Annotated in this window: 14 protein-coding genes; 13 read left to right on the top strand and 1 reads right to left on the bottom strand. The window is 46.2% G+C overall.

The genetic code is table 11. The features are described from left to right. Nucleotides 1–48: 48 nt before the first annotated feature. From C170_RS15610 to C170_RS30795, 4 genes are all read left to right on the top strand, one after another. The gene (locus C170_RS15610; RefSeq protein WP_036611349.1) at nucleotides 49–630 is read left to right on the top strand and encodes a TetR/AcrR family transcriptional regulator; all 582 of its coding nucleotides are present in this window, start codon (nucleotides 49–51) and stop codon (nucleotides 628–630) included. A gap of 206 nt (nucleotides 631–836) precedes the next feature. Continuing rightward, nucleotides 837–3,119 carry a YhgE/Pip domain-containing protein gene (locus C170_RS15605; RefSeq protein ID WP_036611346.1) on the top strand — a complete coding sequence of 761 codons (2,283 nt, stop codon included), beginning with the start codon at nucleotides 837–839 and terminating at the stop codon, nucleotides 3,117–3,119. 671 nt (nucleotides 3,120–3,790) lie between these two features. Beyond that, entirely contained in the window at nucleotides 3,791–8,389 is a 4,599-nt protein-coding gene (gene gltB, locus C170_RS15600; RefSeq protein WP_036611344.1) for a glutamate synthase large subunit, read from the top strand. 230 nt (nucleotides 8,390–8,619) lie between these two features. Continuing rightward, nucleotides 8,620–8,775 carry a hypothetical protein gene (locus C170_RS30795; protein ID WP_017690128.1) on the top strand — a complete coding sequence of 52 codons (156 nt, stop codon included), beginning with the start codon at nucleotides 8,620–8,622 and terminating at the stop codon, nucleotides 8,773–8,775. Between the two features lie 97 nt (nucleotides 8,776–8,872). Here the strand turns inward: C170_RS30795 and C170_RS15590 are convergent, their stop codons facing one another. Next, nucleotides 8,873–9,241, bottom strand: a complete 369-nt coding sequence (locus C170_RS15590; RefSeq protein ID WP_017690127.1) for a helix-turn-helix domain-containing protein — start codon at nucleotides 9,239–9,241, stop codon at nucleotides 8,873–8,875. A 378-nt stretch (nucleotides 9,242–9,619) separates the two neighbouring features. Between C170_RS15590 and C170_RS15585 the strand changes: the two genes are divergently transcribed. From C170_RS15585 to pssE, 9 genes are all read left to right on the top strand, one after another. After that, on the top strand, nucleotides 9,620–10,024 hold the full coding sequence (locus tag C170_RS15585) for a hypothetical protein (protein WP_127551237.1): 405 nt from the start codon (nucleotides 9,620–9,622) through the stop codon (nucleotides 10,022–10,024). Between the two features lie 155 nt (nucleotides 10,025–10,179). Beyond that, complete coding sequence (locus C170_RS15580; protein WP_036611338.1) at nucleotides 10,180–10,938, top strand: tyrosine-protein phosphatase; 759 nt, start codon at nucleotides 10,180–10,182, stop codon at nucleotides 10,936–10,938. 38 nt (nucleotides 10,939–10,976) lie between these two features. Further along, complete coding sequence (locus tag C170_RS15575; RefSeq protein WP_036611336.1) at nucleotides 10,977–11,726, top strand: YveK family protein; 750 nt, start codon at nucleotides 10,977–10,979, stop codon at nucleotides 11,724–11,726. Beyond that, entirely contained in the window at nucleotides 11,707–12,384 is a 678-nt protein-coding gene (locus C170_RS15570) for a CpsD/CapB family tyrosine-protein kinase (RefSeq protein WP_036611333.1), read from the top strand. Before C170_RS15575 ends, C170_RS15570 begins: the two co-directional genes overlap by 20 nt. Before the next feature lie 187 nt (nucleotides 12,385–12,571). After that, nucleotides 12,572–13,474: a UTP--glucose-1-phosphate uridylyltransferase GalU gene (galU, locus tag C170_RS15565; protein ID WP_036611572.1), complete on the top strand. Its 903-nt coding sequence runs from the start codon at nucleotides 12,572–12,574 to the stop codon at nucleotides 13,472–13,474. Beyond that, a complete protein-coding gene (locus tag C170_RS15560; RefSeq protein ID WP_036611331.1) occupies nucleotides 13,471–14,169 on the top strand; it encodes a sugar transferase in 699 nt (232 codons plus the stop codon). Before galU ends, C170_RS15560 begins: the two co-directional genes overlap by 4 nt. 34 nt (nucleotides 14,170–14,203) lie before the next feature. Then, a complete protein-coding gene (locus C170_RS15555; RefSeq protein ID WP_051447213.1) occupies nucleotides 14,204–15,580 on the top strand; it encodes an O-antigen ligase family protein in 1,377 nt (458 codons plus the stop codon). Continuing rightward, on the top strand, nucleotides 15,577–16,035 hold the full coding sequence (gene pssD, locus C170_RS15550; protein WP_036611329.1) for a PssD/Cps14F family polysaccharide biosynthesis glycosyltransferase: 459 nt from the start codon (nucleotides 15,577–15,579) through the stop codon (nucleotides 16,033–16,035). The genes C170_RS15555 and pssD overlap by 4 nt, the downstream gene beginning before the upstream one ends. After that, nucleotides 16,032–16,511, top strand: a complete 480-nt coding sequence (gene pssE, locus C170_RS15545; protein ID WP_036611327.1) for a PssE/Cps14G family polysaccharide biosynthesis glycosyltransferase — start codon at nucleotides 16,032–16,034, stop codon at nucleotides 16,509–16,511. Before pssD ends, pssE begins: the two co-directional genes overlap by 4 nt. The last annotated feature ends 8 nt before the right edge of the window (nucleotides 16,512–16,519 follow it).

Raw genomic sequence — 16,519 nt, 5'->3', positions numbered from 1 at the left:
ATTTATGTAGAGCGATTGAACAATGAATGTGATTAAAGGAGGGATTAGATGGCTCCGATTGACAGGAGACAGCAGGTTATTCATGCAGCAGCCCAGTCGTTTGCCATGTTTGGATACAAAGCAACGACGATGGATCAGGTCGCCAAGATTGCGAACGTTGGCAAAGGAACGATCTATACGTTTTTCACCAATAAGGAACAATTGTTTGATCAGATCCTGGTAGAAGTGATTCAGGAAATGAAAAACATCGCACATCGTGAAGTACATCAGGAAAGTGCATTTTTCGATAATCTGTTTCGGGTACTGGATGCCTTGTTGGAGTTTCGTCGTGATCACGATCTGCTCGTTAAGTTATCTCAGGAGCTGAAGGACTTTGGAACGCTGCAGGCCAAGGAAGGTTTGGACAAGGTGGAGAAAGTAATCTCCGACTTTCTGGCTAAGGAGCTTGAGAAAGCAAAAGACAATGGAGAGATTCGAGATTGTGATCCGCAAGTCGTCGCATTTATGATGATTCGCCTGTATATTGCACTCACCTCAGACTGGAGCAAACAACATCAACCGCTGAGCAAAGAGGAAATCAAGACTTACTTTCGCCTTTTCTTAATGGAAGGAATTGCTGCTGTAACGTAATCCGAATTTAATCTACTATAATATAAGGATTTTCACGTGTATCAAGCAGGGAGGCTTGTCGGAAGACAGGTTGTTTTTTTGTCCTGAAGTGACCGTTTGAGGAAAGTGGTCACTTCGTATTTCAGTATGTTTTCTGGAATGCGACATTGTATTTCATTATGGTTATTCCTGCTCATGGAGCAGAGAGATTAAGGGGAGAAAATGACATGAAATCTTTATCCGTGTTTTTCAAGGATGTGGGATCGGCCGTGAGAAACCCGAAGGTGTTGATCCCTGTTATTGCAATTATGTTTATACCGATCCTGTATAGTGGCATCTATCTGGCGGCCTATTGGGACCCGTATGGTCATGTGGATGAGATGCCGGTTGCCGTTGTCAATCTGGATAAAGGTGCTGAGCTGGAGGGCAAATCCCTCCATGTAGGTAGTGATCTGGTGGATGAGCTGAAGAAAAATGGCGATTTTAAATGGGACTTTGTCAGTGCCAGTCAAGCCAAAGAAGGCATGAGTAATGACAAATATTATATGCAAATTACGATTCCGGAGAACTTCTCATCTCAGGCAACAACATTGCTGGATGACAAGCCGGAGCCGGCTGATCTGATCTATGAACCGAATGGCAATTACAGTTTTGTTGGTGCACAGATCGGTAAGACCGCTATTAAGGACCTGAAAGCAAAAGTCTCAGCCAAAGTAACGGAATCCTATGCAGAGACATTGCTCGACAAGTTCTCCGAAGTATCGGATGGCTTGGCTGAGGCAGGCGATGGGGCGGGTGAACTGAATACCGGTGCAGGCAAACTGGATGATGGTGCTGTTAAGCTCAAGGATAACCTGGCGAAGCTTGCATCCGGAACGCTTGAACTTCAGGAAGGACTTTCTCCATTAAGTGATGGTGTTAACGCGTTGCACACAGGGGCAACCAAGCTTGAAAGTGGAACATCAAATCTTGTATCCGGTCTGCAACAGCTTCAGGCAGCCGCTTCGAGCCAGCTTCAGAGCGGAGCAGATCAGTTGAAGGATGGCAGCGCCAAGTTGGAAACCGGACTTCAGTCTTCACTGGATGGCACAAGTAAGTTGCAGGCTGGTCTGAAATCATCAGAACAGGGCAGTGCGAAGCTGTCGGATGGTCTGCAAAGTGCCGTTCAGGGCAGCGGTAGACTGGCAACGGGCCTGCAATCGGCTGTAGATGGCAGTTCCAAGGTTGCTGATGGTGCACAGGGCGTAGCCGCCGGATTGAAACAGCTTGCTGCATCAAACCCCGAACTGGCTGAAAATGCGGATGTACAGAAGCTGCTTGCGGCAAGTGAGGCTGTTGCTGACGGCAGTGCACAATTGAATGAGAGCGAGCAGAAGCTGGCACAAGGTGCAGATCAGCTGCATCAGGGCAACCAGCAACTGGCTGCGGGTGCAACCGAGCTTCATGGAGGTCAGGAGCAACTTCTTGCTGGTGCGAACCAGCTGGTGGATGGTCAGAAACAATTGCTGGCTGGTGCAGGGCAGCTTAGTCAAGGAGGAGCGAAACTCTCCGATGGTCTGAAGCAGTTCAGCGGCAAATTGGGTGATGCTGCAAGTGGTGGTACATTGCTTGCAGATGGTGCCAAGCAGCTGGGCTCAGGAACAACAGCTTTGCAAACGGGTGTAGGTAAACTCAGTGGTGGCGTTAGTTCACTAACCGATGGTTCCAAGCAATTGGGTGATGGCGCGGGCAAACTGGCTGACGGCCTTACTGAGCTAAAAGATGGCTCGAGTGAATTGGAAACCAAGCTGAATGATGCCGCACAGAAAACATCCGAAGTTAAGAAAACGGATGATGTAGTGAACATGTTCGCTGAACCGGTAAACTCCTCGGAGAATACAGCAGAGAACGTGAGCAATTATGGTACAGGATTGACACCGTTCTTCCTGTCGATCGGTCTGTTTGTGGGATCGTTGATTTCCACGATTGTATTGAAAATGCGGGAAACGTCCGTACCTGGTGCAACAGGCTGGAATCGTTTTGTCAGCCGGACACTGGTATTTGGGTCCGTAAGTATTTTCCAATCAGTTATCGTGGCAAGTTTCATGTTATATGGTCTTGGACTGGAGACGCACAGCGTAGGGCTGTTCTATCTGTTTACCATTATTACGGGGCTGACCTTCATGTTGATTGTTCAGGCACTTGTAACCTGGCTGGATCTGCCTGGACGTTATGTTGTCATTCTGCTTCTGGTCTTCCAGCTTGCGGCTAGTGCAGGAACCTTCCCGGTAGAACTGATTCCATCATGGCTTCAGACATTTAGCCCTTGGTTGCCAATGACACACAGTATTATGGGCTTCAAAGCCGTAGTATCGAGTGGTAATCTGGATGTGATGTGGCATCAGGCAGGTATTCTTAGCATCTATGCAGGTGTATCCATTCTGCTGACGCTTGCTTACTTCCTCTGGAATGGCAGACGTCCGAAAAAAGAAGTCGAACAGGCTGATTCTGGTCAAGTTGTGACGGCATAAGTCGAACCTGATCTTCAGCAGGGTCATATTTTTGAAAAAAAACTTTATTTTCTTGTAGTGAAATTATGCAATATAGTAGTCAAATAGTGCAAATAGCCTGTGACCCCAAAAAGGGGTTATAGGCTATTTTGTATACAAATGCATAGAGAAGTAAAGTTTCGCTGGCTTAAGCAGTGAAAATTTGGTGGAATTATGGATAAACGTAGGCGGCACATGGAACGATTTTCTTCTGTCAGCAATTTAATTCAGTTGTACTCTGGCTTAAAAAGTGTATAATTATTCGAAAAAGAGATGAATTTAAACGTCACTACTGTAAAGCTGTACTGCAAAACATTTCTTATCAGAGGTATTAAAAAGTTTAAATTGCGCTGATGTTAGGTCGGTGTTAAAATAATAGAACTATATCAAAAAAACGTCGCTCCATTTCAGTAGCCGTGCCAGCGGCTGCGTGTTGATTTATACAGGCTGTTTGCCGGATCGTCCGGATCAGCTCATCTCATTTAATGGCTTCTGCCCAATAGCAGGCATTATTTTGACAGTCTCATGCTGTCACCTCTTCTATCTAGCAGGCTCTATCGCAAGCGAAAGGCCAGCTCCTCCCGTTTCATTGTTGCCTGTTGCCTATGTTCTTGATCTTTCCGAAATACTTCATTATAGAAAGGTTGCGTTCCATGAGACACATCGGATTACCTCCAAAACAGGGTCTGTATGACCCGCAGTTCGAAAAAGACGCATGCGGAATGGGTTTTGTTGCCAACATCAAAGGAGTACCTTCACACGATATCGTTAGTCAGGCACTGACCATGCTTAGTAACATGGAACACCGTGGAGGACAGGGAAGTGAGCCGAATTCCGGTGACGGAGCAGGTATCCTGATTCAGATTCCACATCGCTTTTTTGCAGAGGAAGCGAAACGCCTTGGTTTTGCATTGCCTGAACAGGGATTCTATGGCGTAGGGATGTTGTTCCTTTCCCAGGACCCTGCCATTCGCAGTGCGCATGAAGAGAGCCTTAAGAAGATTATTGAAGAAGAAGGTCAGACGTTCCTGGGTTTCCGGGATGTTCCTACTTTTGATGAAATGCTTGGCCGTTCTGCGCTTGCAGCAAAACCTTATGTACGTCAGGTGTTCATTGGAAGATCCGCAGATGTGAAGGATGAGCTTGGATTCGAGCGTAAGCTGTATGTTATTCGCAGACGCGCTGAGCTGGCTATTCGTTATTCGGCAGATGAAGCAGAAGGTGGTTCGTTCTACCTTCCGAGCATGTCTTGCCGCAAAATTGTATATAAAGGCATGCTGACAACTGAACAAGTTGGCGGGTTCTATCTGGATCTGCAGGAAGAACTCGTGGAATCGGCCATTGGACTTGTGCATTCCCGTTTCAGTACCAACACCTTCCCCAGCTGGGAACGTGCCCACCCGTATCGCTTCATGATCCACAACGGTGAGATCAATACGATGCGTGGTAACGTGAACTGGATGCATGCACGGCAATCCTTGTTCGAGAGCGAGTTGTTTGGTAACGACATCGCGAAAGTAAAACCGGTTATCAATCCGGACGGTTCGGATACAGCCATGTTTGATAACACGCTGGAGTTCCTGTATCTGAGTGGTCGTTCCCTGCCACACGTGGCGATGATGATGGTTCCTGAACCTTGGAGCACGGATGAGGGAATGGACCCTGCCAAAAAGGCATTTTATGAGTATCACAGCACGATGATGGAACCTTGGGATGGACCAGCAGCAATGGCCTTTACAGATGGTTTGCAAATTGGTGCAACACTTGACCGTAATGGATTGCGTCCAGCTCGTTATTATGTAACCAAGGATGACCGTATTATCCTGTCCTCCGAAGTTGGGGTACTTGATATTGCGCCGGAAGAGATCCTGTACAAAGATCGTCTGCGTCCAGGTCGGATGTTGCTTGTGGATACACAAGAGGGCCGCATCATCGCGGATGAGGAAGTAAAAGCAATCATTGCAGCCGAGAATCCGTATCAGGATTGGCTTGATGAGCATTTGATGGATCTGAGCGAGTTGCCGGACGCACCGGAACTTCCTGATCCAAAACATGATAACGTGACCCAGCTTCAGCTCGCTTATGGTTATACATTTGAAGAACTGCGTAAAATCCTGGAGCCGATGGCAACAACAGGTATGGAAGCTACGGGTTCGATGGGTTATGATGCACCGCTGGCTGTGCTGTCCGATCGTCCACAGCGTCTGTACAACTACTTTAAACAGATGTTCGCCCAGGTAACCAACCCGCCAATCGATGCAATCCGTGAAGAGATTGTAACGTCTACGGCAACAACCATTGGTCCTGAGCGCAACTTGCTGAACCCTGAACCGGAGAGTTGTCGCCAGATCCGTCTGGATACACCGGTATTGTCTAATGAAGACTTTGCGAAGATTCGCCATGTGCGTCGCCCAGGCTTCCGCTCCATGACGATTCCAATCTTCTTCACCGCTGCGGAAGGGGCAGAAGGACTTCGCAAAGCGATGGATTTGCTCTTCGAAGCTGCAGATCGTGTCATCGACAAAGGTCATAACATTCTGATCCTGTCTGACCGCGGTGTGGACGCAGAGAATGCTGCCATTCCTGCATTGCTTGCTGTAGCAGGTCTGCATCACCATCTGATTCGCCAGGGAACCAGAACCAAAGTCAGCATTATGCTCGAATCGGCAGAACCGCGTGATATTCACCACTACGCGTTGCTGCTGGGTTACGGTGTAAGTGCAGTGAACCCTTATCTGGCCTTTGAAACGCTGGATGACATGATTCAGCAAGGATTGCTGCGTGGTATCTCGCATGAGAAAGCAGTGAAAAACTACATTAAAGCAGCTACCAAGGGCGTTACTAAAGTGTTGTCCAAAATGGGGATTTCTACGATTCAATCGTATCGTGGAGCTCAAATCTTCGAAGCGGTAGGACTGAAATCAGACTTCGTTGACCGTTACTTTACCTGGACACCTTCCCGTATCGGTGGAATTGGGTTGGAAGAAGTGGCAGCCGAAGCGTTGACACATCATAACCGGGCCTTTACGGAAAAAGACGGTAACGATAAAGTATTGGATTCCGGTGGGGATTATCAATGGCGTAACGACGGAGAAGAGCATCTGTTCAATCCGCAAACCATTCATACCCTGCAACATGCAGTACGCACTGGGGATTACAAGCTGTATAAAAAATATTCCAAGCTCGTGCAAGGTGAGAATGATCAATTGTTGACCATTCGCTCCATGCTGAAGCTGAAACCGGTGGGAGCTTCCATTCCACTCGAAGAAGTTGAATCCGTAGAAGATATCATGCGTCGTTTCAAAACAGGTGCAATGTCCTTCGGTTCGATCAGTAAAGAAGCGCATGAAGATCTTGCCATCGCTATGAACCGTGTTGGAGGTAAATCCAATACCGGTGAAGGTGGGGAAGATCCGGCTCGCTTCATTAAAGATAGCAACGGGGATTCCCGTCGCAGTGCGATTAAACAGGTAGCATCCGGACGTTTTGGTGTTACATCCAACTATTTGGTTAATGCCGATGAGATTCAGATTAAAATGGCACAGGGAGCTAAACCAGGTGAAGGCGGACAGCTACCAGGACGTAAAGTGTATCCTTGGGTTGCTGAAGTTCGTGGATCAACACCGGGTGTAGGTCTGATCTCGCCACCACCGCATCACGATATCTACTCGATCGAAGATCTGGCAGAGTTGATCTATGACTTGAAAAATGCCAATCCGCGTGCTGAGATTAACGTGAAGCTTGTATCGGAAGTGGGCGTGGGTACCATCGCAGCTGGTGTAGCCAAAGGCCGTGCCGATATTATCCTTGTCAGCGGTTATGACGGAGGTACAGGTGCATCACCACAAGGTTCGATTCGCCACGCAGGTATGCCTTGGGAACTGGGTCTTGCAGAGACACATCAAACGTTGATGTTGAACAATCTGCGTGACCGTGTTGTCCTCGAAACAGATGGCAAAATGCTTAACGGCCGTGACCTGGCGATTGCTGCCTTGCTTGGAGCAGAAGAGTATGGATTCTCTACAGCACCGCTCGTAGCACTTGGCTGTATCATGATGCGTGTTTGTCAGATGGATACCTGTCCGGTTGGTGTAGCGACACAGAATCCGGAATTGCGTAAAAATTATATGGGTGATCCAGCTCATGTGGTTAACTTCATGCGATTTGTTGCTGAAGATGTGCGTGAGATCATGGCTGATCTTGGTTTCCGTACTATTCAGGAGATGGTCGGACGTACAGATTGCCTCGAAACGGTAGAAGCCGTAGATCACTGGAAGAAAAAAGGTGTGGATCTGTCTGTATTGCTGCACGTGCCTGAAATGCCGGAAGGCTCTGCACGTTACCGCACACAGCATCAGAATCACCAATTGGAAGAAACGCTGGATATGCAACAATTGCTGCCACTGGCACAGTCTGCTATTGAATCCGGGCAACCGGTTGAAGCGGTGCTTCCAATTACAAACGTTAACCGTGCAGTAGGTACCATTTTGGGTAGTGAGATCACACGCAAATATGGACTCGCAGGATTGCCGGAAGATACGGTTAAATTCAAATTTGTCGGCTCTGCCGGACAAAGCTTTGGGGCCTTTGTACCTAAAGGTATGACCTTGACCGTTGAAGGTGATTCCAATGACTACGTAGGTAAAGGATTGTCCGGAGGTAAACTGATCGTGATGCCTTCTCCGAAAGCAACGTTTGAGGCGGAAGATAACATCATTATCGGTAACACGGCTCTCTACGGAGCAACAAGCGGCGAAGCGTATATCCGTGGTATTGCGGGTGAGCGATTTGCTGTACGTAACTCGGGCGCCAAAGTAGTCGTTGAAGGTGTAGGCGACCATGGTTGTGAGTATATGACAGGTGGACGTGTCGTTGTACTGGGCGATACAGGTCGTAACTTTGCAGCAGGGATGTCCGGAGGTATTGCCTATGTGTATGATCCGGAAGGCACATTCCTGAAACGTTGTAATCTGGAAATGGTTCTTTTGGAACGTATCGAAGATGTGGCCGAAAGTGCAGATCTGCGAGGCATGATTCAACGTCATGTTGCCAACACAGGAAGTGCTGTCGGTCAGCGCGTTCTGGATAACTGGCAAGATGCGCTGAATCAGTTCGTTCGGGTTATTCCGAAAGACTTCAAACGTATGACAGAACAGATCGAACGGATTCAGGCAACAGGTTTGACTGGAGAAGCAGCGCTGCTTGCAGCGTTTGAAGCGAATATGCGTGAACTTGCACGTGCTGGAGGTTAATAACTTCCTTGTTCCAAGGTGTAAGTGCATGAACAGGTTGTATTAAGAATAATAGGAGCAATATGGTTGCCATTCCGGCACCATATTGCTCCTATTTTGCTTTCGACAAAATTAGAACCCCATCAAAAAACGTTATCGCCATGAGACGACAACATCGAGGAACTTTCTCAAGTATAATAAGGCTAGTTTTGGAGGGCAGGGAAAGTATAAAGATAAGAGAGGTTAGCGGAATGAATATGAAGCATCCAAACAGGGACGATCGTAGGCCGACAGGTAAACAAGTCGAAGCAACCCAGATGGACATCATGAAGGTGTTACTGCAATGCGGAATCGACCCGGAGCGTTGGAACCATTTCGTATCCTCCGTCAACAACAAGCGTCCTTGACACAATAGACAAGCATGGAATGAAAGGGAATTAAGACACAAAAAAAGCCCAGAAGCCAGAGAGGTTATCTCTCGGGAACTGGGTCCTCTTTTCGGGTTTAGTCCATGCTGCGTTCCATTCGGACAAACGCAATAAAACGACGTGCCTCTTCTTCTGTTAAAGACTTCCCATCAATCATCAGATCGAAGCGTTCTAACACTTCTTTGTCCGATAACTCCAAGGTATCCACGAATTCACGTACGTCTTCATCCATCACAACATCGCTTTGCTTTGTACGTCCTATAAGATAATCGATAGACACCTCAAAGATGTCAGCAAGTCTCGTTAACACTTCGAAATCCGGTTTACGTCGATTCTTCTCGTAGTGGGAGAGAGCAGCTCTTGTAATATGAATGGAGCTCGCAAGTTCTTCTTGAGTAAGTCCCCGCTGTTCCCGTAATTCTGCAATGCGATTTCCGTAGCTCATAAGCTATTTCCCCCTGAACGACATCAAATATATATTGAAACAATCCTGAGCCAAGTGTTTGATCAGGGCAGCTTTCCTGCAAAAGAGTAACTCCTCATGTGTTTCCTTTAACCCATTTCCATTTGTAAATAGGTCTGTCTAAGGACATCTCAAATTGTCGTAAATCAAAAGAACCATGTCCAAATACCGCTTGACATGATACGTATTGTATCGTAAATTGGACGTATGGAGTTACAAAATGTATCATTTGGGATATTTTAAGTATCTCCTGGTTGCCTGGACCATATACCTGTGAGAAGGAAGTAGAGGCAGTCCATGTAGGCTAATCCATTCTAAAGGAATGAAACCATGTATTCAATAATTCAGGAATGGGCTGATATGAAATTAAATGTCCATATGTACATTCAGGAGTTTCACGGGAAAATGGTAGACCGCAAAAGACGTCCTGTTCTGTTACTTGGAATGGACACTCAAGCAATCACCTTCCTGAGCGACCTGAACTTGCCGGTATCATCAGAAATGCTCATTGGTTTGGATGTTGAAGATCAACATGTATGTGTACGACTTCACGCAAGGTTGCAATGGAAACAGCCCTTCGGAGAGCTCACAATGTATCATTCAAACTTGCATATTCAGCACGAACAGAAACTATATATAACTGGACAGTTAAACACAATGCTTACTGAAGTTCAGTTTCCCGCGGTTTCCCGTTTTCAGTATGAAAAGGCAACAGAACAAAAGGCTCTGCAGGAACCCTATCATTACATTGATTTCACCATATAATTCCAAGTCGATTCTTAACAATTTCTGAACAAAACATGTACTTAACGCCATTTTACTATATTTCATAGCGTTATGCATTAGTTCTTTAACACCAAAAGCATTTGCGCAATGAATAAAGGGGCGAGGGGGCTCATACTATTTCAGGAAGTTTGGATATGGTTGAAATGCACTGCCACATATTATCCGGCCTAGATGATGGTCCTGTTCGAATGGAGCAGTCCGTTGCGATGGCTGAGAAGGCGGCAGCCTCAGGAATTACCTCCATTATTGCTACTCCGCATCACCTGAACGGGCAATACAACAATGAACCGATGGTGGTCAATCAGGCCGTGAACCTGCTCCATGCAGAACTTCGCAAACGTAACATTCGCCTGGAGATCCGTCCCGGACAGGAGATCAGGGTGCATGACAACCTGATTGGAGACTTATATGCAGGAAAGTGCTGCACACTCGCCGGAAGTCGTTACATGTTGCTGGAACTGCCCTTTGGTCATATTCCCTCACAGTTCCCCAGGATACTGCATGAATTACGAATAGCGGGAATTACCCCTATTATTGCTCATCCGGAACGCAATCGTGTCATTTTGAAGAAGCCAAAGTTGTTGGCTGATTACTTGAGTCAAGGCGGACTATGTCAGCTCACAGCTCAATCTTTCACTGGGCTTTTCGGACGGAAAGTTCGGCAGTGGTGTTTTCATTTTTGCAAAGAAAACGGGTTTCATTTCATTTCATCAGATGCACATGATACGTGCAAAAGGACATTTGCCATAAGTGAAGGAGAGCGGGCCATCGAGCGTCGATTTGGAGCTGAAGCCGTTAAGCGGCTGGCAGAGAATGCGTCGCACATTCTATCAAATTCGTGTCTGGTCACAGAACGCTGGAAACCTCGCAAATGGCTACTGTCCATCTGGTAGTTACATAGGATAGATCACAACGTATAGGAGGAATGAAAGTGGAACTGAAAGGATATTTTCGACTCTTACAAAAGAAACTGTGGTTGATTGTTGCAATTGCTTTGATAGCCGGTGTGGGTGCAGGGGTCAAAAGCATTTTCTTCACCCAGCCCATCTATGAGGCAAGTTCCAAACTGATCGTGAACCAGACCTCTAACGTTCAAGGCCAGGCGATGATGGACTTCAGCATGATACAAACCAATATCAAACTCATTAACTCATACAGAGAAATTATTAAATCTTCCGCCATTATGGATAAAGTCGCTACCACGTATCCGGACCTAGGCTTAACCTCTGCTCAGCTCATGAATAGCACTTCCGTCTCTACAGCCAGCGAATCCCAAGTGATGAGCATAACTGTACAAGGGACTACCTACGAAAAAGCCGCAAAAACGGTCAATGCCATCTCCAACGTGTTCCAATCTCAAATCCCCCTAATCATGAAAATCGATAATGTGGCTATCCTCAGTGAAGCGAAAGTGGATAGTAACGCATCTCCAATCAATATGAAAACCACATTAAGCATCATTGTCAGTCTGTTCGCAGGTCTTGTGCTCGCCATTGCACTTGTATTCCTGATGGATTATCTGGATGACACATTCAAATCCGAAACTGAGCTTGAAAAAGAGCTGGGCCTGCCTGTGCTTACAGTGATATCCAAAATGAAAAAAGACGATCTGAAAAATACGAAAAATTACGTATCTCAACAGAAAGTGGGGGATGGCAAATATGTCGCGGCTAACCAATGAAAATAACAGTCTGGTGACCTATTTTAACTCCAAATCTCAGATCTCGGAGGGATACCGTAAATTACGGACGAACATCCAGTTCTCCTCAATCGACAGTCATATCAAAAAAATCATGGTGGCTTCCGCTGAATCCGGCGAAGGAAAGACCACAACCATTAGCAACCTGGCGGTAACCTATGCCCAGGAAGGGAAAAAAGTTCTGCTGATCGATGCGGATCTGCGTAATCCTTCCTTGCACCAGGTGTTTTCCGTACCGAATCATATCGGTCTTAGTAGTGTGCTGTCTAATCAGTACAGTGTGGAAGACGTGCTTAGAGAGAGTTATATCGACAATCTCCAATTATTCACTTCTGGCCCAATTCCGCCGAACCCTTCCGAGATGATTGGTTCCAACCGGATGAAAAGGCTGATCGAGAAGTTAGAGGATCAATATGATGTCATCATGTTTGATACACCGCCGGTGCTCGCGGTAACGGATGCACTCATTGTGAGTTCGCTGTGTGATGGTGTGTTGCTGGTCGTGAACTCGGGCAAGGTCAAGAAGGAACTGGTGAAGAAGACCAAGGCTGCTCTGGAGCATGTGAATGCACGAATCCTGGGCGCAATCCTGAACAATATCAAAAACGCTGCAGTTCCGGTGGGCTACGGAGAGAAGTAAACCTTCCATCCAATGCTCCCAAGTAAACAGGTAATGTCTACTGCACCTTTATCACTGTAGGCACTCGGTCATGCTGTGGGTTCAATGAACCTTAGACGTTAATCGTCGAAGGTATGACGTGAGGACGGGTTAGATGCCCTGGTTCAACTTTTATCAAACTAAAAAAAAAGAGGATAGGGTGGTATTTATGAAAAAAGTGAGAAAAGCAATCATTCCTGCAGCTGGACTAGGTACACGATTTTTGCCAGCCACAAAAGCGATGCCCAAAGAAATGCTCCCTATTGTGGACAAACCAACCATACAGTATATCGTTGAGGAAGCCATTGCCTCTGGAATCGAAGACATCATCATCGTAACGGGTAAAGGGAAACGGGCAATTGAAGATCATTTCGACAACGCTTTTGAATTGGAACATAACTTGCTGGAAAAAGGGAAGCTGGGCCTGCTTGAAGAGGTTCGCAAATCCTCTAACGTGGATATCCATTACATAAGACAAAAAGAGGCCAAAGGACTTGGTCATGCTGTCTGGTGTGCACGTAACTTTATCGGTGACGAACCTTTTGCCGTGTTGCTCGGAGATGACATCGTCGTATCGGAAGTTCCATGCACCAAACAATTGATTGATCAATATGATCAGGTTCAACATTCCATTGTTGGCGTACAAACCGTACTTGCTGAACAAACAGACAGATACGGCATTGTAGACCCGCTTCAATCGGATGGCCGTTTGACAGAGGTTCTCAGGTTCGTAGAGAAACCTGCCCAAGGCACAGCGCCTTCCAACCTGGCGATTATGGGGAGATACGTACTGAGTCCAGAGATTTTCGAACATCTGGAGCAACAAGAGATTGGTCAAGGGGGAGAAATTCAATTAACAGATGCGATTCAGCGCTTAAATGAGACACAAGGAGTGTATGCTTACGATTTCGAGGGAGTACGTTATGACGTGGGCGAGAAATTGGGATTCATTTTGACAACCATCGACTTCGCTCTGCAAAAACAGGAACTTAGAATTCCAATGCTGCAAGCTCTGCAACAGATTCTGGAAAAAGAGTCGGTAGAACATGTAGCCGGGGGGGAGTTTGAATGAGTCCATCTCCCCAATCGAAGGAAGCGGAGATTGTTATGGACCCAAGTCTGGGGTACAATGCATCAACGATGTCAGGACAAAATGCGGATAAAGTGTATCTATTTATGAAAAGAATGCTCGATTTGCTGGGTTCTTTCATAGGTTTGATCATTTTGTGCCCCTTGTTTGCGGTCATCGGATTACTGATCAAAATAGAGGCCCCGCAGGGGTCTGTTTTTTTTCGTCAGGTACGAGTAGGACAGAATGGAAAAGAGTTTCATATGTACAAATTCAGGTCCATGGTTGCGAATGCAGAAGATCTGCTGGAACAGCTGATTGATCAGAATGAAGTGAACGGGAATATGTTCAAAATGAAAAATGATCCCCGCATTACCCGGATTGGCAAGTTCATTCGGAAAACCAGTCTGGATGAGCTGCCTCAGTTGTGGAACGTGTTCAGAGGAGAGATGAGTCTCGTTGGACCCAGACCGGCTCTGCCCAGAGAAGTGAAGAACTACACTTCCTATGACAGACAACGTCTTCAGATGATCCCGGGATGTACGGGATTATGGCAAGTCAGCGGACGAAATAGTGTTGGTTTTGAGGAAATGGTGGAGCTGGATCTGACGTATGCCCGTGAGCGCAGCATGATGGTGGATATCAAAATTATCTTCAGAACGTTCAAGGTGCTGGTAGGTTCGAAGGATGCGTTTTGAAACACGATTCTGGCTTTGAGGTGGCATAGCAGATATGCAAAAGACCGGTATACTTGCTGCATTAAATATGAAGTCGTTTAATATCATTCTTTTTTCGCTGGTAATTGTCTTCGCAGCAATCTATCTTCCGCTAGTCTCGGTTGTTGCACTCATAGCTGTGATTCTGCTGGGCGTTTATATTAAACAGCCCAGCTGGATTTTTATGATTCTCATCGTAAGTTTTTCATTGTCCATTGATAAAATATTTAGCATTCATCTGGCAGGACTGGATTCGCTGTCCTTCTACAAGCTGGCGATTCTGGGTTTTGTCGTCTCTCTTTTTTTACGCTTTGGTATTCGCAAAGATCTGATATATCCTGCACTGGCGATTGGTTTTTTATTTGTGGAGAGTTATTTTCTATCTGATCTGCCCAGTAAGGTTAGTCCGCTCGATCCATTCAAGGCCTTTCTGGGAGTCATTGTTCCTTTTTTGTTGCTGATGCCTCATTTTTCAAGAGAGATCAGTCAACGAATTATACGTGTACTCGCATGGTTGCCGCTGTTCAGTCTTGCTGGTGGTTATATTCTGCAACTCGCCGGCATATTGTCCATTACTAACCTGGAGATGTCGGGAGTAACCCGGTTACAGGGTGCTAACATCGCCGCGCATCTGGCCATGTTGTGTTTTATCTCCATCTGCGTCTGTCTGATTCAGATCAAGCAAGGCCATCAGGTTGTTCTGTATTACATGCTTACCTTGACACATCTGGTCATTCTGGTCCAGACGGGAACAAGGGGGCCCCTTATTGCGCTTATTCCGATTATTCTGGTCTATCTCTTTGATCAACTGAAAGCCTTCATCAAAGGCAGAGTCAGTGCCATTATTCCTCTTATTCTGTTCGTTGTCGCTGTGGCCTATATGGTGATTGCGCAGTGGGACAATTATGAGATGAGGTCAGAGAGCAAAGGCCTGTCGGGAAGGGATGTAGCCTGGAATTATTTTATTGGCAAAGCAAATGAGTATCCGATATTTGGACGTGGACTCGGCTCAACTCTCGTAGCGAATGATGGAAGTATTTTTTCCGGCTTCGTCGTTCCGCATAATGAATACATTCGTTTTTATTACGATGGCGGGTTAGTTGGAGCCATCCTGTTGTTTCTATCGCTGCTGCTGGTGTTTCGGGCTGTTTACTTCCGATTGGGCGGCATGATCCGGTTGTATTTTGCCGGTATGATTATCGGTTTCCTGACCTATTCCTTTTTTGACAATACCCTGTCCACGGTTCATCTGATTGCTCCATTCTGTATCTTCCTGAACGCGTTATATGCTACGGGAAATGGAGTCCATTCCAAGTCAGGGGCTGAAGCAGAAGTGGATATACAGATACAGCGAGCCAAGGACGTATCCTTTTCAAAGGAGATTAGAACATGAAGGTCTGTTTGATCAGTTCTACAGGCGGCCATTTTGATGAATTAACCAAAATTATTCCTGCGGTTGAAGAACATGATTATTTCCTGATTACCGAGAAGAACAAAAGCAGAAAAGTCGATTCGGCACAGGGCAAAGTATACTTCTTAATGCAGCAAGAGCGTAAAAATGCGATGTTCTTGCTAATCTTTGTGGCTAATATTATCAAATCGTTCTTTCTATATCTGCGTGAGCGTCCAAAGGTGATCATTACAACAGGGGCGGGAGCCACATATCCTTTTTGCCTCATCGGTAAAATCTTTGGTGCCAAGCTGATTTATATCGAAAGTTATGCCAAAATCTATTCCTCCAGCGCAACCGGTAGATTGATGTACAAAATCTCGGATGAGTTCTTCATTCAATGGGAAACGTTGCAGGATAGCTATCCCAATGCGAAGTACAGGGGGGCTTTATTTTGATATTTGCTATCGTTGGAACCCAGCGTTTTCCCTTCAATCGGATGTTTGAGCTTATTGATGAGGCGATTGAGGCAGGAATTATTGAAGAAGAGGTTGTTGCCCAATCCGGATATACCGAGTATCAGCCGCGGAATTTCACTGTGATTCCTTTCCTCACGCAGGAAGAGATGAATGAATATGTGGAGCGCAGCAGATGCATTATTTCTCATGCGGGTGTTGGCTCCATTACAAATTGTCTTGAACGCGGCAAGCCCGTTATTGTCATTCCACGCCGGAAAGAATGGGGCGAACATGTGGATGACCATCAGCTTGAAATCTCCAAAGTTTTTCAGGATAACGGCTATGTGGCCGTCGCGGAGAGTCAGGCTGAATTACAAAAACTGGTTCCTTGCATAGAAGAGCTGACGTTCCAGCCTTATGTGAGAAAACAGTCTGATCTGATCTCATCCATCAAAAATTACGTGAATAGTCTGTAAGAGGTATG

It is taken from the genome of Paenibacillus sp. FSL H7-689 (assembly GCF_000517905.1).
GTDB lineage: Bacteria > Bacillota > Bacilli > Paenibacillales > Paenibacillaceae > Paenibacillus > Paenibacillus amylolyticus.
The sequence above is the reverse complement of the archived record's forward strand: the minus strand, read 5'-3'. Positions and strand labels throughout refer to the sequence as shown.